Below are 18,795 nucleotides of genomic sequence, written 5' to 3'. Positions count from 1 at the left end.
CGCTCCCCCGCAGGCCGTCCCTCACGTCCGCGGCTTGCCGTTCCTCGTCAGCGGCAGCGCCTGCTCGGTCCAGATCACCTTGCCGTCCGAGGTGTAGCGGGTGCCCCAGCGGTCGGCGAACTGCGAGACCAGGAAGAGCCCCCGGCCGCCCTCGTCCGTCGTCCCCGCGTACCGCAGATGCGGGGAGGTGCTGCTGGTGTCGAAGACCTCGCAGATCAGGCTGCGGTCGCAGAGCAGCCGGACCCGGATCGGGCCGGTCGCGTAGCGGATGGCGTTGGTGATCAGCTCGCTGAGGATGAGCTCGGTCGTGAACGCGACCTCGCCCAGATCCCACTCCGCCAGCTTCCGGGCCACCGCGGCGCGCACCCCGGCGACCTGCTTCGGATCGGACGGCACCTCCCAGTCGGCGGTCAGACCGGGCTCCAGCACCCTCGTACGGGCCACGATCAGCGCGATGTCGTCACTCGGGCGGTCGGGCAGCAGCGCGTCCAGCACCGCCGTACAGGCGTCCTCGGGCGTCCGGCCGGGGTGGGACCCGGGGTGGGACAGGGCGTCGCGCAGCAGCTCCAGACCGGTCTCGATGTCCCGGTCGCGCTTCTCGATCAGCCCGTCCGTGTAGAGCACCACCTGGCTGCCCTCGGGCAGCTCCAGCTCCGCCGTCTCGAACGGCAGCCCGCCCAGGCCCAGCGGCGGTCCGGCGGGCAGCTCGAGGAACTCCACGGTGCCGTCCGGCCGGACCAGCGCGGGCGGCGGATGACCGGCCCGCGCCATGGTGCAGCGCCGGGTGACGGGGTCGTAGATCGCGTACAGACAGGTGGCTCCGGTGATCCCCTCACCGACGCCGCCGCCGTCGCCGTCGAGTCCGCCGGGGCTCTCGTCCTGGTCGATGCGGGCGATCAGATCGTCGAGGTGGGAGAGGATCTCGTCCGGCGGGAGATCGAGGGTGGAGAAGTTGTGCACCGCCGTGCGCAGCCGCCCCATCGTCGCCGCCGCGTGCAGACCGTGCCCGACGACGTCGCCCACCACCAGCGCCACCCGCGCCCCCGGCAACGGGATCACGTCGAACCAGTCGCCCCCGACGCCGGACTCGGCCGGCAGATAGCGGTACGCCACATCCAGCGCGTTCTGCTCGGGCAGCACCCGGGGCAACAGGCTGCGCTGGAGCGTCACCGCCATGGTGTGCTCGCGGGTGTAGCGGCGGGCGTTGTCGATGCTGACGGCGGCGCGGGTGACCAGCTCCTCGGCCAGGGAGATGTCGTCCTCCTCGAAGGGCTCCGGCTTCTCCGCCCGCATGAAACTGGCCACGCCCAGAACGACGCCACGGGCTCGCAGCGGGACCGTGATCATCGAGTGGATGCCGTAGTCGACGATCCGCCGGGCGTGCTCGGGGTCCTGCTCCTGCCAGCCGCCGAAGTCGCTCAGGACCGGCTCGACCGTCACCGCCCCGCTGCGGAAACCCCGGGCCTGAGGCGCGCTCGGGCCGAACTCGATCAGCATGCCGAGGGGGTAGAGCGGGCCGTCGTCGCGGATACCGCTGAGGGCCGTACGGCGCAGCACGGTGCGGCGGCCGTCGGCGGTCGGCACGGCGCCCGGCGGGCCCGCGCCCGGGGCACCGGCGCCCGCCACGCCGTCCGGCCCCACCACGCCGTCCGGGGGCTCCCCGCCGCGCAGCACCGAGTCCGCGAGGTCCACCGAGACGTAGTCGGCGAACCGGGCCACCGCGTACTCCGCCAGCTCCTGGGCGGTGCGCACCACGTCCAGGGTGGTGCCGATGGAGACACCCGCGTCGTACAGCAGCTTGAGCCGGTTGCGGGCGAGGTCGACCTTGCCGGACAGCGCCCGCAGCTCGGTGGTGTCGCGCAGCGTGGCGACGCTGCCGGGCGGCCCGCCGTCGCGGTCGGTGGGGCGGTGGCTGACCGACAGCAGCCGCTCGCCCGCCGTGTGGACCTCGTCGGTGGCGGGACGCCCGGACGCCAGCAGCGCGGCGGTGTGCGGATCGAAGCCCAGCTCGGACACCAGCCGTCCCTCGGCGTCCGGCGGCAGGTCGAAGAGCCGGCGCGCCTCGTCGTTGGCGAGCACCAGCCGGCCGTCGCCGCCGACGATCAGCACACCCTCGCGCACCGAGTGCAGCACCGCGTCATGGTGCTCGTACATCCGCGTCATCTCGGCCGGGTCCAGCCCGTGGGTCTGGCGCCGCAGCCGCCTGCTGACCAGCGCCGTACCCGCCGTCGCGAGCGCGAGCGCGAGCGCGGCGGCGCCGAACATCAGCGGCAGCTGACGGTCGGCCGCACCGCTCACCTTCTTGATCGTGACACCGGCCGCGACCAGGCCGACGACCTTCCCCTGGCCGTCCTTGACGGGGACCACGGCCCGCACCGACAGGCCGAGCGTGCCGGTGAACGTCTCGGTGAACGTCCGGCCCTCCGCCGCCGGGCGGATGGTGCCCATGAAGTGCTTGCCGATCCGGTCGGGGTTGGGGTGGGTGTAGCGGATCCCCCGCGGCGACATGGCCACGACGAAGTCGACCCCGGAACCCTCGCGGGCCCGCTCGGCGAGCGGCTGGAGCGCGGCGGTCGGCTGGGGGCCGCGCATCGCGCTCACCATGCCGGGCGCGTTCGCGAAGCTCTCGGCGACGGCCATGGAGCGGTTACGGGCCTCCCGCTCACTGTCGTAGCGGGACTGGAGGACGAGCGCCACCACAGCGGCGACGACCAACAGCAGCACCACCCCGACCTGGAGGACGAAGACCTGGCCGGCCACGGTGCGCACCCAGCGCGCCTGGCCCCGCCGCCCCTGGCGGCCCCGGCGCCGCCAGCCCCGCCCGTAGCCACCACGGCCGTGGGCGGGGCGGTGGGCGTAGCCGGAGTCGTGGGCGGGGCCGGGGCCGTGGGTGTAGCCGGTCCGGCCGGTGCGCGTGGACGACCGCTCATGCGGGTCCCACGGACCGGATTGACCAGGTGGGCCGAGCTGATCGGATGGGCCGAGCTGACCGGGTGGGCCGAGCTGATCGGCTTGCCCACCTTGATCGGGTTGATCTCGCGGCTCCAGCGGGTCCAGCTGTTCTCGTGGGTCCAGCTGATCTCGCTGGTCTCGCTCGTCCTGCTGTACGCGCCGCCCGCGTCGTTCCCACGCCGAGCGGGGCCCCTCACGCCGACCGCCTGGGCGCCCATCGGTCATCGTGCGGGCCAGCGGAACCCAAGGTCGACCGAAAAGTCCGGCCATGTCGTTATTTCTAGCACCCTTGTTCAGCGGCGAGCGAGCGGCATCCGCCGCCGCCGGCCGGCCACTCCCGTCCGACATCGCGACTACGCCCCGCCCGCACCCTCTTCCACCGGTTTCGCCGCCTCACCCGTCACCCTCACACCGTGCGTTAAGCACATGGCTGCCCCCGCTTGTCCGCTTCGAACGATTACCGATACTGGCCGTGAAGTATCCCTTCTCACAACGACGTTGCGTATCCCCTACAGGATCATGCCCAACGACTCGCCAGTAAATGTCCTGGACGGCCCTTGTGCTCCAAAGGTCATCTTTACAGCCAAGCGGACTGATCAGTCCCGTATCACCCGACGCGTCATCCGGAACGACCACCGGCGGGAGCGCGGCGCCGGACATCACCCTCGTCCAGGCATCACCCTCGTAACGAAGTGCCTGGCCCCATGGCCTCAGCCGCCGGTGATGGGTTGAGGTGGGCCGATGACGCCCGCACCTCCCCCCATCGCACCACCCGGCCGCGTCCCGGGCCCCCGACACCGCTCCCCCCGCGGCACCCGCACCGCCCACTTCCCCGCCTCCCGTCTCCCCACGTCGTTCCTCGTCACCGCCGGTACGGCCGGCCTGGCGCTGCTGCTCGCCGGCTGCGGCCCCGACGACGGCGCGCGGGCGGAACGCGGCGGGCACGCCGGCTCCCCCTCCGCCGGGTCCGTCATCACCCCCACCGCGACCGCGCCCGTCCCCCACGGCAAGGGCAGCCGGCTGCCGGATGACGTCAACGGCGACGGCTATCCCGATCTGCGCCTCCCCGTCCCGTCCGGCAAGGGCGGTCTGCCCAGCCGGATCGCCTTCGTCCACGGCTCGTCCCACGGTCTGGATCCCGCCACCCGCACCGTGCTCCGCCACCGGGACCTCGGCCTGCCGTCCCAGGACGTCACCGTCGCGGGCGCGACCGAGGTGGCCACGGCCGACCTCGACGGCGACGGCTACGCCGATGTGACCACCACGGCGGGCGAGGCGCTCGGCGCACGCGAGACCGAGCGCACCCAGGCCACCGTCCGGACCGTCCCCTACGTCTCCTGGGGCGGCCCCGGCGGCCCCCGCCGGGGCCGCGCCGCCGCCCGTGTCGAGCTGACCGGCCCGGACGACGGGGTGGATGCCCAGCGCCCGACCGTCGGCGACTTCAACGGCGACGGCCACCACGACCTCGCCCTGATCCGCGCGGACCGCCGCTCGCTACTGGTGCTGTACGGACCGTTCAACCGGGCGGGCAAGGCCGCCAGGGCCGTTCCGTACCCGAGTCCGCTGGACGGCCACGGAGAGATCGGCGATCTCATCGCCGACACCATCGACGGCCACCGCGCCACCGATCTGGTGGTGCACGCGCTCAACTCCAACGAACAGTCCGGCTCCGCCCTCCTCGTCGCCGGCCCCCACGGTCTCAGCCATAAGGCCCGCACGCTGCGCGAGGGCAACTCGATCACCTTCGGCGACTTCGACGGCGACGGCCGCCGCGACGTCGCGGTCGGCGACAGCGGCACCCGCGACGACGAACCGGGCGGTGAGACGGAGCGGCCGGACATCGGCAAGACGGTGAGCGTCTACCCCAAGGAGGCGGCGGAGACGGCGGGTTCCCCTCCGCGCCCCCTCAAGATCCCCGGAATGTCGGGCGCGCTGGCCGCCGCCGACACCGACGGGAACGGCACCGATGAGCTGGCCGTCTCGCTCGGCCGGGGCGGCGTCGAGCTGCTCACCCTCCGGCAGGGCTCCCACGGCGGCCCGATCCGCGTCGCCGAGCGCCGCCTGCTGACCCGCACGACACCCGCCGTCGTGGACGGCAAGGCGGTCCGTAAGGACGAGCGGGCGGCCCGGCTCTACGGCGTCGCGGACTTCGATCATGACGGTAAGGACGAGATCGTACTGGCCTGGGGCCGTGGTCTGGCCTTCTCGCGGTACGGCGAACGCCCCGAACGGTGGTGGATCACGGACGGCACCGCGGACAAGACGGCCTTCAGCAGCAAGCCCTTCGCGACGGACGCGAACGCGCACCCGGACGCGGACACGGACACGGACACGGACGCGGACACGGACGCGGACGCGGACTAGGAGGAGGCGGCGGCGGAGAGAGGCGAGACACCGGCCACCCCCACCAACCACCGGGGGAAAACCCAACCGGAACCCCCTAGGGGATGTCACAGCTCGGCCGCAATGCCTGGCCCTGCCACGCAGCTCCCGCACCCGGCCCGCTACGACCGGGTACGTTCACATGGTGGCTGGATTCAGGATCGGACGCGGACGGGACTCCCACTCCGCGCAACAGGGGCAGCAGCAGCGACCGCCGCAGCCGCCGTACGGGCAGCACGAGCCGTACGGCGGTCAGCCGCAGCCGCAGTGGCAGCAGCCCGCCTCACAGGGAGAGCCGGAGTACTTCGGCAGCCAGGACCCGCACTACGGCCCCGGGCCCGGGGCCGGGCAGGGTCCCGGCCCCGGCCCGGGAGGCTACGGCCAGGGGCAGAGACCGTACGGACAGGGCGGCGCGTACGCCGACAACAACGCGGGCCATACGCAGCAGTTCAGCATCGGCGAGGGGCCCGACGCGTACGACCCGTACGGCCAGGACCCCGGTTCGTACGACGGCGGCTACGCCGGGCAGACCTACCGCACCGGCTCCTCCACCGCCCCGCCCGCCGGCCCCCGGCTGCCCTGGAAGCAGCTGCTGAGCGGCATCGTGCTGCGCCCGTCGGACACCTTCTGGGCGATGCGGGACTACGCGGTGTGGGGCCCGGCGCTGATCGTGACCTTCATCTACGGTCTGCTGGCGGTCTTCGGCTTCGACGACGCCCGTGAGGACGTCCTCAACGCCCCCATGTCCAACAGCATCCCGTGGGTCCTCACCGCGGGCGTCGCCGTGCTGATCAGCGGGCTGATCCTGGGCGCCGTCACCCACACCCTCGCCCGCCAGCTGGGCGGCAACGGCATCTGGGCGCCGACCATCGGCCTGTCGATGCTGATCATGTCGATCTCGGACACGCCGCGGCTGGTGTTCGCGCTCTTCCTGGGCGGGGACAGCTCGCTGGTGAAGGTGCTGGGCTGGGCGACCTGGCTGGCAGCGGGTGCGCTCTTCACCTCGATGGTGAGCAAGTCGCACGACCTGCCGTGGCCGAAGGCGCTGGGCGCCTCGGCGATCCAGCTGATCGCACTGCTGAGCCTGCTGAAGCTGGGCACGCTGTAAGGCCACCACCACCGCAGGCCGAACGACCAAGGGGCCCGCACCAGCGGGCCCCCATCTCCAACGCACCACCTCAAACGCGGCCCATCAAGCGCGGCCCATCAGGCGCGGCATCTCAAACAAGCCGCCTCAAGCGTCCCGCACCTGCCCCTCCCTGCGCACGACGGGCTGTTCGACACTCCACGGGAAGTTGATCCACCGATCGGTGCGCTGCCAGACGTACTCGCACTTCACCAGCGACTGCGGCTTCTCGTAGATCACCGCGCTGCGCACCTCGGCGACCGTGCCGAGGCAGAAGTCACGGACGAGCTTCAGCGTCTTGCCGGTGTCCGCCACGTCATCGGCGATCAGCACCTTCTTGTCGGAGAAGTCGATCGCGTTGGGCACGGGCGCGAGCATCACGGGCATGTCGAGGGTGGTCCCCACGCCCGTGTAGAACTCGACGTTCACCAAGTGGATGTTCTTGCAGTCCAGCGCGTACGCCAGCCCGCCGGCGACGAAGACCCCGCCGCGGGCTATGGAGAGCACGATGTCGGGCTCGTACCCATCGTCGGCGATCTTCTGCGCCAGCTCGCGGACCGCGGCACCGAACCGCTCGTACGTAAGGTTCTCGCGCTCCTCAGCCACGCCGCTCACACCTTCGTCCGGTGGAAGTTCTGGAACGACCGCGAGGGCGTCGGCCCGCGCTGCCCCTGGTATCGGGACCCGTAACGGGCGGAGCCGTAAGGATGCTCGGCGGGCGAGGTCAGCCGGAACATGCACAGCTGCCCGATCTTCATCCCCGGCCACAGCTTGATCGGCAGCGTCGCGACATTCGACAGCTCGAGCGTGACATGCCCGGAGAACCCCGGGTCGATGAACCCCGCCGTGGAGTGCGTCAGCAGCCCCAGCCGCCCCAGACTCGACTTCCCCTCGAGCCGCGAGGCGATGTCGTCCGGCAGCGACACGACCTCGTACGTCGAGGCCAGCACGAACTCCCCGGGGTGCAGGATGAACGCGTCCTCGCCCTCGGGCTCCACCAGCCGCGTCAGATCGGGCTGCTCCACCGCCGGGTCGATATGCGGGTAGCGGTGGTTCTCGAACACCCGGAAGAACCGGTCCAGCCGCACGTCGATGCTCGACGGCTGCACCATCGCCGAATCGTACGGATCAATCCGCACCCGTCCGGCGTCGATCTCGGCCCGGATGTCCTTGTCTGAGAGAAGCACCCAACGAGGATACGCACACCGGACCCGCCCCCACGGCACAGGCCCGGTCCCACCGGACCGGGCCCGCACCCTGCGACTTCATCGGCTACCGCTCACCGCTTCTCGGCGGCCACCGGCACCGCGTGCCGGAGCCGGGCACAACGCGGGCACCGCAGCAGCCGGCCGGGGCCGATACGGTCGACGGTGAGGTGCTGCATTGGGAACGAGGCAGTGCTGAACACGTGCCCTTCAGCACAGCGGACGACGGTGCGCTCCATGAGTCCCTTCCCCAAGAACGTGGACGACGTGGACGACAAAAGCCACATTAGGGGATCAAGCACACCCCACTCCACGCGGCACTCCGGCCTCTCACCGCACCCCCACCGTACGCCCAACTCCCGCACCCCAACAGCCGCTTCTCCCCCACCCGCCCCACCAAAAACCACCCAGAAACCACCCCAAACCACCCCCGACTCCACCCCCATCCCACCCCGCACAACACAAAGACCCCACGACGAATGCGCCGGGGGTCAGCGATGGGGTAAAGTGTCCGACGATGCGGCGCCAGAGATCAGGCGCCCCTCGCGGGTGTAGTTTAATGGTAGAACATGAGCTTCCCAAGCTCAGAGCGCGGGTTCGATTCCCGTCACCCGCTCCAGACAGAAGCTCCAGGCCAGCGGCCCGGGGCTTGTTTGTTGTCTAGACCGAGTTAAGCCTCGCGCACCACATGCGCACCACCCGCAGGAGTCCTCGGCGGTCTTCTCGGTCGAACGCTATCGTGGCAGCAGAGACGGCCAACAGGGAGAGTCTGATGACTGCCGCCCACGACTACAGCGATCTGCACGACATCATCGAGCGGCTTGAACCCGAGCAGGTCGAAGAGCTGCGTCGGCACGCCCTGCGCCTGGTGAAGACGCCGCCGCCGAGCCGCTTCCGCGTTCTGCGAAGCTTCGACGGACCGTCGGACGACCTTGGAGCTCGCGCCAAGGACATCGCTCGCGAGGAGCTCGGCGAGGCCGATGCTGATCGTTGACACAGGCCCCATCGTCGCCCTGCTGAACCGGAACGACCCCGACCACAAGAGTTGCGCCGAGCTGCTGGAGTCCCACGACGGCGAACTACTGATCACGCCGTACGTGCTCACCGAAGCCTGCTACCTACTGGCCAAGTACGTCAGCCCCGACGCAGAGATCAACCTCATCGAGGCCGTTGCCGCAGAGGACCTCGTCCAGGTGCCCACCGAGCGAGCCGACCTTTCCCGCATGGCCGAGCTCATGCAGCAATACCGCGGATTCCCTCTCGGAATCGCCGACGCCTCAGTGGTCGCCCTCGCAGAAAGGCTCAGGGCATCGAGTGTCGCCACCCTGGATCACCGTCATTTCCACGCCATCAAGCCGCTCCACGTCCCGGCACTGACGCTTCTGCCTTGAGGCCCACGCCGTGCCCGATGCGTGCCCGATCAAGCGGTGAACCACGGTCAATCAGGGTCTACAACGAACTCCAGCGCGGCACGCCAGAACGCCTGTTTCACCAGGCCAGGGCCGGTTTCACCGCCGCCAGGCACGGTGATTCCCAAGCTCAGAGCGCGGGTTCGATTCCCGTCACCCGCTCCACGACGAAGGCCCAGGTCAGCGACCCGGGCCTTGTTTGTTGACCAACCCTTCTCTCCCGCAGGCCCCCAGCGGCTTTGCCCTGCGGAATAATCGAGGCATGGCATCAACGCCCAGCGCCTCCGAGGTTCGCCGCGCCAAGTTCACTCGGCGGCTCCCCGCCGAGCTCTCGGAGCTCGCAGGCCCGGCCCATGGCATCGTCGGCCTCCCGCTGCACATGGCATGGTCGGGGCTAACTCACTTCGATCTTGACCAGCCCCGGCTGAGGATGAGCTTCTACCGGATCACCTTGGCCGAGGGGATGCACGATGATCTGGTGCAGTACCTCAACCAGGACCTGCTGGTCAGCATGTGGTCCGTCCTCCGCACTTTGATCAGCCGCGATATCCGCGACGCCTGGGAGAGCGCCTTCCCCGAGCTGGCTCACCATGCCCAGGCCGTCGCGTGAACCTCACGGACCTGCACCGTCGACTGCTCTCAGATGTGCTTGCCGTGGGAGGTGCCTACCCACTCGTCCTCACCGGCGGCTACGCGGTGCAAGCGCATGGGTTGGTCGACCGGCTCAGCCAGGATCTGGACGTCGCTACAGAGAATCCGGAACGGATGGACAACATCGCACGGACGGTACGCGCGGGACTGGAAGAACGCGGTTGGCACGTCAAGGGCGTTGGAAACCGATCCACTGTCCGCGCGGCTGATCGTCACACTCTGGCGCCCGCCTGTGAAGACAGAACACGGTCTGGTGCTCTCCCTCGAAGATGTGGTCGGTACGAAGGTGCGCGCGTTGGCCGACCGCGGGCTCGCCCGCGACCTGATTGATGTCCGAGCCGCGGCGGACCGTTGGAGTAATACTGAACTGGAAACACTCGGCCGACGCCATGCCCGAGACAGCTTCGACCTCGACGACCTCCAGGCCCGGCTCACCGGCATCGACTGGATCGACGACGCCGAGTTCGCCGCGTACGGCCTCGACGAAGCAGCCACCGCCGAACTGCGCAGATGGGCATAGTCGTGGGCCGACGACATCACGGAGCGACTCCACGAGCTGGAAGTCGATGACGAGTAGCGCGGCAGGTGGGACAGGTCAGCTCTCGATCCGGCTGCCGCTCGGTGAAGAGGCCGGCCGCTAATCGCTGGTGCATCCGTGGTCGGCCCACTTGGCGAGGAGGTCGGCCAGGCTGGCCAGCGGTGTCGTCATTGGCCAAGGCAGGCGCTCCTCGTGACCCGCCCAGGTCAAGTGCACCACAGCCCAGGGGAAGGGACGGCCGGCAACGCTGAACAGCACGTCGTCACATCCTTCGCACCGGGCAGCAGCAGAGACCCGAGCGCCATACAGCGGGTGTCCATGAGCAAGCTCGCGGCGCAACTCCACTTCCAGCACATGCATGCCACCATCAGGCACCCACCACGGGGCGGGGAGCTGCGACGGGTCATCCGGCGTGGGCTGCACCAGCAGATTCTTGCAGAGGCCTACCCTGCGCAAACTGGGGTCGAGCTCATCAGCTGTACAGCAACGAAGTACAGCAACCAACGAGGCCATAGCCCACCGTCACCAGCCCCGACCGGGCCGGGCAACCTTGGCCGAGGTGCAGATCGAAGTGAGGCAGCAGGCCACACTAAGGTGCCGCCATGGAGGACTTTTCGGACCACCCTGCGCACGGAGTCGACAGCCGGGAAGCCCTGGTGAGCCACATACTCGGCCTGCGTGACGATCTCCTCGAACGAGGCGATGAATGCGAGAACCCCACGCTTGAGCACTACCTAGAGGCACTGGCGGCGTGGCCCGAGGGATCACCAGCGTGGTATCGGCACTTCGGCGAAGAAATGCCAGCGGATGACGCCTGGACGTTGTTCGCCCGTGCGCTGAGCGCCGCAGTCGTATACGAGTGACCGCAGCTACCACCGTGCGAGATACGTGCCAGAACGACCGGTGAACCACGGTCAACACCAGCTATAGGAGCCCACGCCCAAGATCACACCAGAACCTGTTTACCCAGGTCAGCGCAATGATCGGCTGCAAACAGCCGGTGATTCCCAAGCTCAGAGCGCGGGTTCGATTCCCGTCACCCGCTCCGGCGCAAAGCCCCAGGCCAGCGGCCCGGGGCTTCTTTGTTGCTCGGGACCACTGGCGTCTCCGGGAACTTGCGACGACGCACCAAGATGTAACGCGACGCGATCGCACTTGGGCCAAAGCGATCGAGACGGGTCAGGCGTTGTGTGGCGGACGAGGCGCGGACGTGGGCTCAGCCCAGCGTCCGCAACAACGGCCATGCTCACGATGATCACGCAGACCGCCGCCCAGGAGACGTTCCGATGACCGAGCAGCCCTCTGCCCCCGACGGGCCCCTCATCCCCATGCCGGCGCTCACTCCGGCAGCGCTCCGCGCAGCGGTCGCCCAGGTCGCCCCCGCCCAGTTGCCATCCTTCGTCGAGCACCTCGACCGCGCGGTTGAACAAGCCGCCACTCAGAGCACTATCGCTCCGCTGCGCACTTTCCTGCTGTGGTGGGGAGAATTCGTTGCCATCGAGCGCTACCCCCGCGCGCGGCTCGCCTGCGTGAACTGGAAGCCGTAGCGGAAGAAGCAACGGACCACGAGGCCCTGCACTCCGCACTCGCCGAGATGCGGCAGATCACAGACCTGGCGCAGCGCGAATTCTCCGCGTAAGCGATAACTGGACCTGGGACTACGACCCCGATGCCGAGCATGTCGTAGGCGGCCTGCCGCATGAAGTCGTGGCCGAGGTAGAGCGCTTGGCTGAGCAGCTGACGGTCCTGGGCCGCGACGCGGTCGACGTCGGCCGCGGAAACCCGCAGGGCGGAGGTCTGCGGACACAAGACCTTTTCGGAGGGCGGGGCTTCTTCATGTTCATGGCTCTGACCGGCTCGAACTTGTTGTGATCACCCGCGTGACATGGCTCGGCTAACGTCCCCCGCGCCAGAAGCGCACCAGATATGGCGGTCAATGCCGGGAACTGCGGAAGCCCGTGCGTACAAGGTCACCCGGTGTGGGTCACGCCGCGGATGATGATCGCGACTTCCTCGGCGAACGTCTTGGCGGGGTCGCCCTCTGGTTCCCCGTTGAGGATGCGTGCCGTCGTCGGATAGCGGCCGGTCTCGAGCTGTCGGCCGAGGTAGGCGCCGACCGACGCCTGCCACTGCGTCTCCTCGGTGCCGCTCTCCCGGTTGAGGCGTAGCTCGGTGACCTCGTTGCGGACGGCGCCGACGAGATAAGCGTTGTAGACGCCGAGGGCCGCCATGATGCGGTCGGCGCCGTCCGGCCCAAGGGCGCGATCCAATGCGGCGGCGGTGGCTTCCATCACCGTCAGAGCGTTTGGCCCCAAGGGCGGCCTGCCGCCGATCAACTCGACGAACCACTCGTGCCGCAGGGCGCATTCACGGGTGGTGACGGCGATCACAAGGAGCGCCTCCTCCCGCTCAGGGTGATCGCCGAGTCCGGCCGCGATCTCGCCGTAGACGGCGTCGACCATCAGGTCGAGCAGTTCGTCCTTGGTGGCGACGTAGCCGTACAGCCGCATCGGGCTGACCTGGAGTGCGGCGGCGACCTTGCGCATCGACAACCCGGACAGCCCTTCCGCGTCGGCCAGGGCGATGGCGGCCGCCACGATCCGGCGCCGATCGACGGGTGCGACCGTGCGGCCACGTGGTTCGGGACGCTCCCAGATCAGTTCCACGGCACTACCGTACGTCGGCATCGTTCCGTACGGTGTACGGTAACTTCCGTACGCTGTACGGAACGAGCTGGAGGGAAGCATGGACACGACCGAAACGAACAAGAGGCCGCGGATCGCCATCGTCGGCGGCGGGATCGGCGGCCTGGTGCTGGCGGGGATGCTGCACCGGCAGGGGATGCCGGCCACTGTGTACGAGCGGGACACCGACCTCGACGCCCGCGCCCAGGGAGGCTCGCTCGATCTGCACCCCGAATCAGGGCAGCGCGCCCTGGAGGAGCTGGGGCTGGCCGACGCGTTTGCGGCAGAGGCCCGGCCCGAGGGCGAGTCCCTGCGCATTCTTGATCCCAGGGGCAACACCGTGGCGGAGCACGCCCCCGAGCCGGGCAGCGGCACCCGGCCGGAGGTCGACCGCGGCGCTCTGCGGAAGCTGCTGATGTCCAGGGTGCCGGACAGTGCCATGAGCTGGGGTCGTCACCTGACCGGTACCGAGGAACTGCCGGCCGGCGGCTACCGGCTGTACTTCGCCGACGGCAGCCAGTGCGACTGCGACCTCCTTGTCGGCGCGGACGGCGGACGCTCCCGCATCCGCGCCCTCCTCACGGACGCGCAGCCGGTCCACCTGTCCGCCTATCTCCAGCTGACCATCGCTGACGCCGATCGGCGTCAGCCGCACGTAGCGGACTTCGTCGGACCGGGCAGCCTGATGACCCTCGGCAACAACCTGAACCTCGGAGCGCAGCGGTCCGGCGACGGCAGCATCCGCGTCTCGGTGACGATCCGAACCGACGAGGGCTGGATCGACCGCCAGCAGTTCGGCAACGCGGAGTGGGCCGACGTCGTGGCGCGTCTGCACGCACTGTTCCCCGACTGGGCGCCGGAGTTGACCGGACTGATCAATGCCTGCGACCCCGGCTCGCTCATCGGGCGCAATATCGAGGCCCTGCCGGTCGGCACCCGGTGGCAGTCCCGTCCGGATGTCACCCTCCTCGGAGACGCCGCTCACCTGATGCCGCCGGTGGGCGATGGCGCCAATCAGGCGATGCTGGACGGCATCATGCTGGCCCAGGCCATCGCGGAGAACAGCGGTGACCTCGCGGCGGCCATCAGCACCTACGAGGCCGAGATGCTCGACCGGGCGGCAGAGATCGCGGAAGGGGCGGCGCAGATGGAGAAGGTGGGCCTCGCGCCGGACGCGGCCGAGCGGCTGAAGTCCTTCTTCGCCTAAGAGTTCGCGCGGATAGGCGAGGTGGGGGCCTCGACGGCATGGCGGGCACAGGTTTCCGTGATCATGGAGTTGCGGCGCTCTGTGATCGCCGGGCTGTGTCGCCGGGCTGTGATCGCCGGGAAGACCTGCGCCCGTCCTTCCGGCATGGCTGACCGATCCGCCGTGGGACCAATGCGCGGCACTGCTGCCCCAACGCCCCGCGGTCGATCCGGCCCGCCCTCTCAGCGACCTCGCGATGGGCTCTCTCAGCCGACGATGCGAGCCGTAGCAAGGTCGGCGAGGATCTGATCCACGGTTTGGTGGGGTGTCTGGATCGACGTGTCCAGCCAGAGCCCGCGGCGTGGAGTGTGCCGGCGTAGTACGTCGTCCAGGACGTCGACCGTCCAGGGGCCGCCGTAGCCGCTCTTGTGGCGGCTGGCCTCACGCCGTGTGACTGCTTCGGGGCCGGGCGCAAGGACGACGAGATACAGGGGCCTCGCCGTCACGGCGTCTAGGTAAGCATCCAGGTGCTCGCCGAGGACGACGTCTTGGACGACGACCGTCCATCCCGCCTGCGCGTACAGGTCTGCGACCGCAGCGGATGCCTGGTAGCGCAGTCGCAGCTGCGCCTCTGCCTCGGCGGTCGGCTGGGGCGTGAACTCCTCGCGACCGGACACGATCATCCGCCGGAAGCCGTCGCCGCGCAGGTGCACGGAGCGGGGGAGCCGCTCGGCCAGCAGCTGGGCGATGGTGGACTTCCCGGACGCCATGACGCCTGTGACGAGCACGACCGCGGAACTGAGCTCCTGCACTGTTGGCCCCCGTCGTGGTGCGCCTGAGTCACTGCCGTGAAGCCACTGGTAGGACAGGTCTCACCACAAGATCATGTCCGTAACCACCAGAGGCTTCACGTTGGTCACCTAATCACACTCAGCCCCCGCTGTATCGGCGACATCACCCGCGCCGCACCTGTCCTCAACCAGCGTTGGAAGTGATCTTCAGAGAGAAAACCTCAGTGGCCTGAGCACCGTTTGGTTTTCACAGGGACAGCCGTTCGCAGCCCGCCTCCGACCGGACGCATACTGCAGTATGCTCGACTCATGTCCGCCACGACGCGCATCACCGTCACTCTGCCTACCGAGCAGGTCGCCGAGCTGAGGAAGCTCACCGACAACGTGTCCGGCTATGTGGCCGAAGCAGTGGCCCGGCAGCTCAGGCACCAGCTCCTCGGTGACGATCTGCGGCGCCACCAGGACGAGCAAGGCGCCTTCACGGATGAAGAGCTGGCCGAAGCCCGTGCCAAGATCTTCGGCACCACCGACCGTGCCGACCACACGGACGCCGCGTGAGCACACACCTTGAGACCGTCGTCCTGGACTCCCAGGGACTATCCGCCTGGGTCGCCCAGGACCGCAAGGTTCTCGCGATGTTCCAGGTGTTCCATGAAATGGGAGCTGATCTCGTCGTCAGCGCCAACACCATCGTCGAAGTCAGCCATTCGCGAGTGAATCTCCCACGGCTGAACTGGGCTCTGTCGCGGGTCAAGGTCGAACCCGTCACCGAACAGGCGGCCAAGGCAGCTGCCGAACTACTCAAGTCGGCAGGGCTGCACGGGCACACATACGCGATCGACGCCACCGTCGCTGAGGCAGCACTACGCCAGCCGCCACCAGTCGCTGTAGTCACCTCCGACACCGACGACATGGCCAAGCTCTGCGATGACCGCGTGCGGCTGATCGCCCTATGAGGCACGGGCCTGTTGGCACGCCGCCTGTTGTCGGGCGCGCTACCCCCACCCCTGGGTGATCCCGCAGGGTGCGCCGATGCCTTTCGACCGGGCTCGCGATGGAGTACGGGCCGACCGTTTCCGGTGCAGCCAGCCGTACGCCCGCCGTCGGGAGTTCCACGCTTGAGAACTGCCTAGAGGCGCTCGCGGCATGGATCGAAGGCTCACCGGGTTGGTACCGAACTTCGGTCAGGAGCCGCTGGCGGACGGTGACTGGAAACTCTTCGCTCGTGCGCTGAGCGCGGCAGTCGGGTACGAGTGACCGGAGTCACCGCCGCGCCCGATCCGCGCCGGAATCCCTCGTCTCTCCGCCCGGGTGGGCGCACCGACCCAGCACGGGCCGACAACTCCGCACGGTCGTCTCCCCCAACGTCCCCGGCCATCATGGCTTCCCGGGTCGACTCGCTCACGCCCGCCACGCGCGGCCCGGTCCCGGCACTGCCTCGGGCTTCCGCCGACCCGACGTCTGACCCCCACCCCCATGTCTGACCTCCGGCGCATGACGTCCGATGCCTGACGTCCGATGCGATGGCTTACCGATCTCATACCTGATAACGTTCTCGTTGTTGAGAGCAATCGGGCTTGGCGGGTGGCCGCCATGTCCGGGTGGCAGCGCTTCTTCCTCGTGCAGCGAGCACCGGCGATCAACAGACGTTCATGTCCATCGCGCCACCAGTACTCACCGCAAGGAGCGTCCCCTGATGACATCGGCTCAGCGTTCGTCCCGAACGAAGACCCGGATCGCCTCCCGCCTCGTGGCGACGGCGCTCGTGACCGGGTTGGCCGGTCTCGCCGTCGCGGTGCCCGCGGCTTCGGCCGCATCCCCCGGTGCGGCGTCCGCCTCGGGCCGGGCCGCGTTGCAGAAGGATGTGGACGCGATCCTCGGAACCGGCTCGGTCGGCGTGGTCGCCCGGTCGAGCGGGCCCCGCGGTCAGTACTCGGCCACCGCCGGGGTGGCCGACACCGCCACGCGGCAGCCCGCGCGGGCCGGGGACCGTTTCCGGATCGGCAGCGCCACCAAGACGTTCGTCTCCACGGTGATACTCCAACTCGTCGGCGAGGGCCGGATCTCGCTGGACGACACCGTGGACCACTGGCTGCCGGGAGCGGTGTCCGGCAACGGCAACGACGGCCGCGACATCACCGTGCGGCAGCTGCTGCAACACACCAGCGGGCTCTACGACTTCACCGCGGACTTCCCGGAGATGACCACCGCGGACGGCTTCCAGGCCGACCGGTACACCACCTGGACCCCCGAGCAGCTCGTGGCGATCGCCATGCGGCACAAGCCGAACTTCGCGCCCGGCGCCGGCTGGGGATACTCCAACACCAATTACGTCCTGGCCGGAATGATCATCGAAAAGGCGACCGGACGCAGCTGGCAGCAGGAGGTGACCCGGCGGATCATCCACCCGCTGGGCCTGCGGCACACCTCCGCCCCGGACACCGAGTCGTGGATCGCCGGCACCCACCTGCACGGTTACTCGAGCTTCTACGGCACCGGTACGACGATGGACGTCACCGCCCTCAACCCCACGGCGGCCGGCTCGGCCGGAGCCATGATCAGTACCACAGCCGACCTGTCCCGCTTCTACTCGGCACTCCTGGGCGGCCGGCTGCTGCGCCCGGCCCAGCTGGCCGAGATGAAGACCACCGTGCGGGCCGAGGGGCTGGACGCGGTGTGGCCCGGTGCGCGCTATGGCCTCGGGCTCCAGGAGGTCCCGCTGTCCTGCGGCGGGTCCTACTACACCCACGGCGGGGACATCCCCGGATTCTCCACCCGGGACGGCATCAGCGCCGACGGCCGCCGGGTCGTCGTGGTGGCGACGACCGGCGACTCCGCGCCCGATCAGTCCACCGAGAAGGCCAAGAACGCCCTCGTCGACCGGGAGCTCTGCGCCACCAGCGGTAAGTGAGGAGCCGGAAGAAGAAAGGGAGCGGTGCCGCCGGGCTGGTCGCCTGAAGCGTGTGCGTGTGCGTGTGCAGGTGATGTGCGCGGCGGCGCCCACCCGCTCCGGCCCGGGTGCCCGACGACGGGCTCAGTGGCGGTGCCCACCCGCTCCGGCCCGGGTGCCCGACGACCGGCTCAGTCGGGCTGGTGGCGGGGGCCTCGGCGGGTTTGGGCCAGCCACTCGGGCGCCGGCTCGGGGTCGCCGTACGCGTCGTGCCAGTTCCACCATTCGTACGGTGCCGTCTGGGGATAGCCCTCGGGCGAGTCCTCCCAGGTCTCCTGCCGCCCGAGCGCGGTCATGTCGAGGTAGCTCCAGGTGTTCCCCAGCGCCTCGTCGCCGCGGGCGTTGATGAAGTAGGTGCGGAACACCCTGTCGCCGTCGCGGATGAACGCGTTCGTGCCGTGCCATTCGTCCACGTCGAAGTCGGCGTCGAAATCGTCGGTGATCGTGTACCAGGGCATGGTCCAGCCCATCCGGGCCTTCACCCGCTCGATCTCCGGCTGCGGCGCGCGCGAGGCGAAGACGAGGGTGGTGTCGCGGGCGTGCAGGTGAGCGAGGTCCCCCACGTGGTCGGCGACCATGGAACAACCGCGGCACGCGTGGTCAGGCCAGCCGAATACGGCGGGCTCGAAGAAGGCGCGGTAGACGATCAGCTGGCGACGGCCCGCGAACAGGTCGAGCAGACTCGCCTTGCCCTCGGGCCCGTCGAACTCGTACGCCTTCTCCACCGCCACCCATGGCATCCGCCGGCGCTTGGCGGCCAGTGCGTCGCGGGCGCGGGTCAGCCGCTTCTCCTCCACCAGCAGCCGCTCGCGTGCGGCCTCCCACTCTTGCGGCGAGACGATCGGGGGTGTCTTCATGTCGACGTTCACCTTCCAACGCGGTCCCGGCTCATGCGCTGGACCAGGAGTGTGAGCGGACGCT

The 18,795-nt window shown here is 69.4% G+C and carries 19 protein-coding genes, 1 tRNA gene and 1 pseudogene; 14 read left to right on the top strand and 7 right to left on the bottom strand.

Annotation, left to right across the window (positions count from 1 at the left end):
* Positions 1–21: 21 nt before the first annotated feature.
* Positions 22–2,769, bottom strand: coding sequence for a SpoIIE family protein phosphatase (locus PS467_RS22065; protein ID WP_432280618.1), 2,748 nt, complete (start codon positions 2,767–2,769; stop codon positions 22–24).
* A gap of 924 nt (positions 2,770–3,693) precedes the next feature.
* Here PS467_RS22065 and PS467_RS22060 point away from each other — a divergent pair.
* Together PS467_RS22060 and PS467_RS22055 are read left to right on the top strand one after the other, a co-directional pair.
* Positions 3,694–5,316: a VCBS repeat-containing protein gene (locus tag PS467_RS22060; RefSeq protein ID WP_311036716.1), complete on the top strand. Its 1,623-nt coding sequence runs from the start codon at positions 3,694–3,696 to the stop codon at positions 5,314–5,316.
* Between the two features lie 160 nt (positions 5,317–5,476).
* Positions 5,477–6,442 (top strand): Yip1 family protein, encoded by a 966-nt coding sequence (locus tag PS467_RS22055; RefSeq protein ID WP_311036715.1) that lies wholly within the window; start codon positions 5,477–5,479, stop codon positions 6,440–6,442.
* Between the two features lie 126 nt (positions 6,443–6,568).
* On the opposite strand, the gene PS467_RS22050 is transcribed toward PS467_RS22055, so the two are convergent.
* Both PS467_RS22050 and dcd read right to left on the bottom strand, forming a co-directional pair.
* Entirely contained in the window at positions 6,569–7,066 is a 498-nt protein-coding gene (locus tag PS467_RS22050; protein ID WP_311036714.1) for a phosphoribosyltransferase, read from the bottom strand.
* Between the two features lie 5 nt (positions 7,067–7,071).
* Entirely contained in the window at positions 7,072–7,647 is a 576-nt protein-coding gene (gene dcd, locus PS467_RS22045) for a dCTP deaminase (RefSeq protein ID WP_268973373.1), read from the bottom strand.
* Positions 7,648–8,210: 563 nt separating this feature from the next.
* Between dcd and PS467_RS22040 the strand changes: the two genes are divergently transcribed.
* From PS467_RS22040 to PS467_RS22020, 5 genes and pseudogenes are all read left to right on the top strand, one after another.
* Positions 8,211–8,284: transfer RNA gene (locus tag PS467_RS22040), tRNA-Gly, on the top strand.
* Positions 8,285–8,437: 153 nt separating this feature from the next.
* Positions 8,438–8,659 carry a hypothetical protein gene (locus tag PS467_RS22035; protein WP_037954114.1) on the top strand — a complete coding sequence of 74 codons (222 nt, stop codon included), beginning with the start codon at positions 8,438–8,440 and terminating at the stop codon, positions 8,657–8,659.
* Positions 8,646–9,056, top strand: a complete 411-nt coding sequence (locus PS467_RS22030; RefSeq protein WP_311036713.1) for a type II toxin-antitoxin system VapC family toxin — start codon at positions 8,646–8,648, stop codon at positions 9,054–9,056. Before PS467_RS22035 ends, PS467_RS22030 begins: the two co-directional genes overlap by 14 nt.
* 280 nt (positions 9,057–9,336) lie before the next feature.
* Positions 9,337–9,684, top strand: a complete 348-nt coding sequence (locus PS467_RS22025; protein WP_311036712.1) for a transcriptional regulator — start codon at positions 9,337–9,339, stop codon at positions 9,682–9,684.
* Positions 9,681–10,245, top strand: a pseudogene (locus tag PS467_RS22020) (nucleotidyl transferase AbiEii/AbiGii toxin family protein). Before PS467_RS22025 ends, PS467_RS22020 begins: the two are co-directional and overlap by 4 nt.
* A 117-nt stretch (positions 10,246–10,362) precedes the next feature.
* On the opposite strand, the gene PS467_RS22015 reads toward PS467_RS22020, so the two are convergent.
* Positions 10,363–10,623, bottom strand: coding sequence for a hypothetical protein (locus PS467_RS22015; RefSeq protein WP_311036711.1), 261 nt, complete (start codon positions 10,621–10,623; stop codon positions 10,363–10,365).
* Positions 10,624–10,865: 242 nt separating this feature from the next.
* Between PS467_RS22015 and PS467_RS22010 the strand changes: the two genes are divergently transcribed.
* The 3 genes from PS467_RS22010 (at position 10,866) to PS467_RS22000 (ending at position 12,135) form a co-directional block, all read left to right on the top strand.
* Positions 10,866–11,126 (top strand): DUF7660 family protein, encoded by a 261-nt coding sequence (locus PS467_RS22010; RefSeq protein WP_311036710.1) that lies wholly within the window; start codon positions 10,866–10,868, stop codon positions 11,124–11,126.
* Between the two features lie 423 nt (positions 11,127–11,549).
* Positions 11,550–11,810, top strand: a complete 261-nt coding sequence (locus PS467_RS22005) for a hypothetical protein (RefSeq protein WP_311036709.1) — start codon at positions 11,550–11,552, stop codon at positions 11,808–11,810.
* A gap of 178 nt (positions 11,811–11,988) precedes the next feature.
* On the top strand, positions 11,989–12,135 hold the full coding sequence (locus tag PS467_RS22000; RefSeq protein ID WP_311036708.1) for a hypothetical protein: 147 nt from the start codon (positions 11,989–11,991) through the stop codon (positions 12,133–12,135).
* Between the two features lie 98 nt (positions 12,136–12,233).
* Here PS467_RS22000 and PS467_RS21995 read toward each other — a convergent pair whose 3' ends face one another.
* The gene (locus PS467_RS21995; RefSeq protein WP_311036707.1) at positions 12,234–12,929 is read right to left on the bottom strand and encodes a TetR/AcrR family transcriptional regulator; all 696 of its coding nucleotides are present in this window, start codon (positions 12,927–12,929) and stop codon (positions 12,234–12,236) included.
* A gap of 79 nt (positions 12,930–13,008) precedes the next feature.
* Between PS467_RS21995 and PS467_RS21990 the strand changes: the two genes are divergently transcribed.
* Complete coding sequence (locus PS467_RS21990) at positions 13,009–14,154, top strand: FAD-dependent oxidoreductase (RefSeq protein WP_311036706.1); 1,146 nt, start codon at positions 13,009–13,011, stop codon at positions 14,152–14,154.
* A gap of 245 nt (positions 14,155–14,399) precedes the next feature.
* On the opposite strand, the gene PS467_RS21985 is transcribed toward PS467_RS21990, so the two are convergent.
* Positions 14,400–14,945, bottom strand: coding sequence for an AAA family ATPase (locus PS467_RS21985; protein ID WP_311036705.1), 546 nt, complete (start codon positions 14,943–14,945; stop codon positions 14,400–14,402).
* A gap of 288 nt (positions 14,946–15,233) precedes the next feature.
* On the opposite strand from PS467_RS21985, the gene PS467_RS21980 reads away from it, so the two are divergent.
* From PS467_RS21980 to PS467_RS21970, 3 genes are all read left to right on the top strand, one after another.
* Positions 15,234–15,482: a hypothetical protein gene (locus PS467_RS21980; protein WP_311036704.1), complete on the top strand. Its 249-nt coding sequence runs from the start codon at positions 15,234–15,236 to the stop codon at positions 15,480–15,482.
* Entirely contained in the window at positions 15,479–15,880 is a 402-nt protein-coding gene (locus tag PS467_RS21975) for a PIN domain-containing protein (protein WP_311036703.1), read from the top strand. Before PS467_RS21980 ends, PS467_RS21975 begins: the two co-directional genes overlap by 4 nt.
* 740 nt (positions 15,881–16,620) lie before the next feature.
* Positions 16,621–17,835, top strand: coding sequence for a serine hydrolase domain-containing protein (locus PS467_RS21970; RefSeq protein WP_311036702.1), 1,215 nt, complete (start codon positions 16,621–16,623; stop codon positions 17,833–17,835).
* Between the two features lie 170 nt (positions 17,836–18,005).
* On the opposite strand, the gene PS467_RS21965 is transcribed toward PS467_RS21970, so the two are convergent.
* On the bottom strand, positions 18,006–18,731 hold the full coding sequence (locus PS467_RS21965) for a DUF899 domain-containing protein (RefSeq protein WP_268973367.1): 726 nt from the start codon (positions 18,729–18,731) through the stop codon (positions 18,006–18,008).
* Between the last annotated feature and the right edge of the window lie 64 nt (positions 18,732–18,795).

The organism is Streptomyces luomodiensis, assembly GCF_031679605.1.
Classification (GTDB): Bacteria; Actinomycetota; Actinomycetes; order Streptomycetales; family Streptomycetaceae; genus Streptomyces; species Streptomyces luomodiensis.
The sequence above is the reverse complement of the archived record's forward strand: the minus strand, read 5'-3'. Positions and strand labels throughout refer to the sequence as shown.

What these genes read in the sequence shown, in the direction of transcription:
- PS467_RS22015 (WP_311036711.1), bottom strand. Translation starts at nt 10,623, where the DNA reads ATGCATGTGCTGGAAGTGGAGTTGCGCCGCGAGCTTGCTCATGGACAC.
- PS467_RS22005 (WP_311036709.1), top strand. Translation starts at nt 11,550, where the DNA reads ATGACCGAGCAGCCCTCTGCCCCCGACGGGCCCCTCATCCCCATGCCG.
- PS467_RS22060 (WP_311036716.1), top strand. Translation starts at nt 3,694, where the DNA reads ATGACGCCCGCACCTCCCCCCATCGCACCACCCGGCCGCGTCCCGGGC.
- PS467_RS21965 (WP_268973367.1), bottom strand. Translation starts at nt 18,731, where the DNA reads ATGAAGACACCCCCGATCGTCTCGCCGCAAGAGTGGGAGGCCGCACGC.
- PS467_RS22010 (WP_311036710.1), top strand. Translation starts at nt 10,866, where the DNA reads ATGGAGGACTTTTCGGACCACCCTGCGCACGGAGTCGACAGCCGGGAA.
- PS467_RS22055 (WP_311036715.1), top strand. Translation starts at nt 5,477, where the DNA reads ATGGTGGCTGGATTCAGGATCGGACGCGGACGGGACTCCCACTCCGCG.
- PS467_RS22025 (WP_311036712.1), top strand. Translation starts at nt 9,337, where the DNA reads ATGGCATCAACGCCCAGCGCCTCCGAGGTTCGCCGCGCCAAGTTCACT.
- PS467_RS22030 (WP_311036713.1), top strand. Translation starts at nt 8,646, where the DNA reads ATGCTGATCGTTGACACAGGCCCCATCGTCGCCCTGCTGAACCGGAAC.
- PS467_RS22035 (WP_037954114.1), top strand. Translation starts at nt 8,438, where the DNA reads ATGACTGCCGCCCACGACTACAGCGATCTGCACGACATCATCGAGCGG.
- PS467_RS21980 (WP_311036704.1), top strand. Translation starts at nt 15,234, where the DNA reads ATGTCCGCCACGACGCGCATCACCGTCACTCTGCCTACCGAGCAGGTC.
- PS467_RS21970 (WP_311036702.1), top strand. Translation starts at nt 16,621, where the DNA reads ATGACATCGGCTCAGCGTTCGTCCCGAACGAAGACCCGGATCGCCTCC.
- PS467_RS21990 (WP_311036706.1), top strand. Translation starts at nt 13,009, where the DNA reads ATGGACACGACCGAAACGAACAAGAGGCCGCGGATCGCCATCGTCGGC.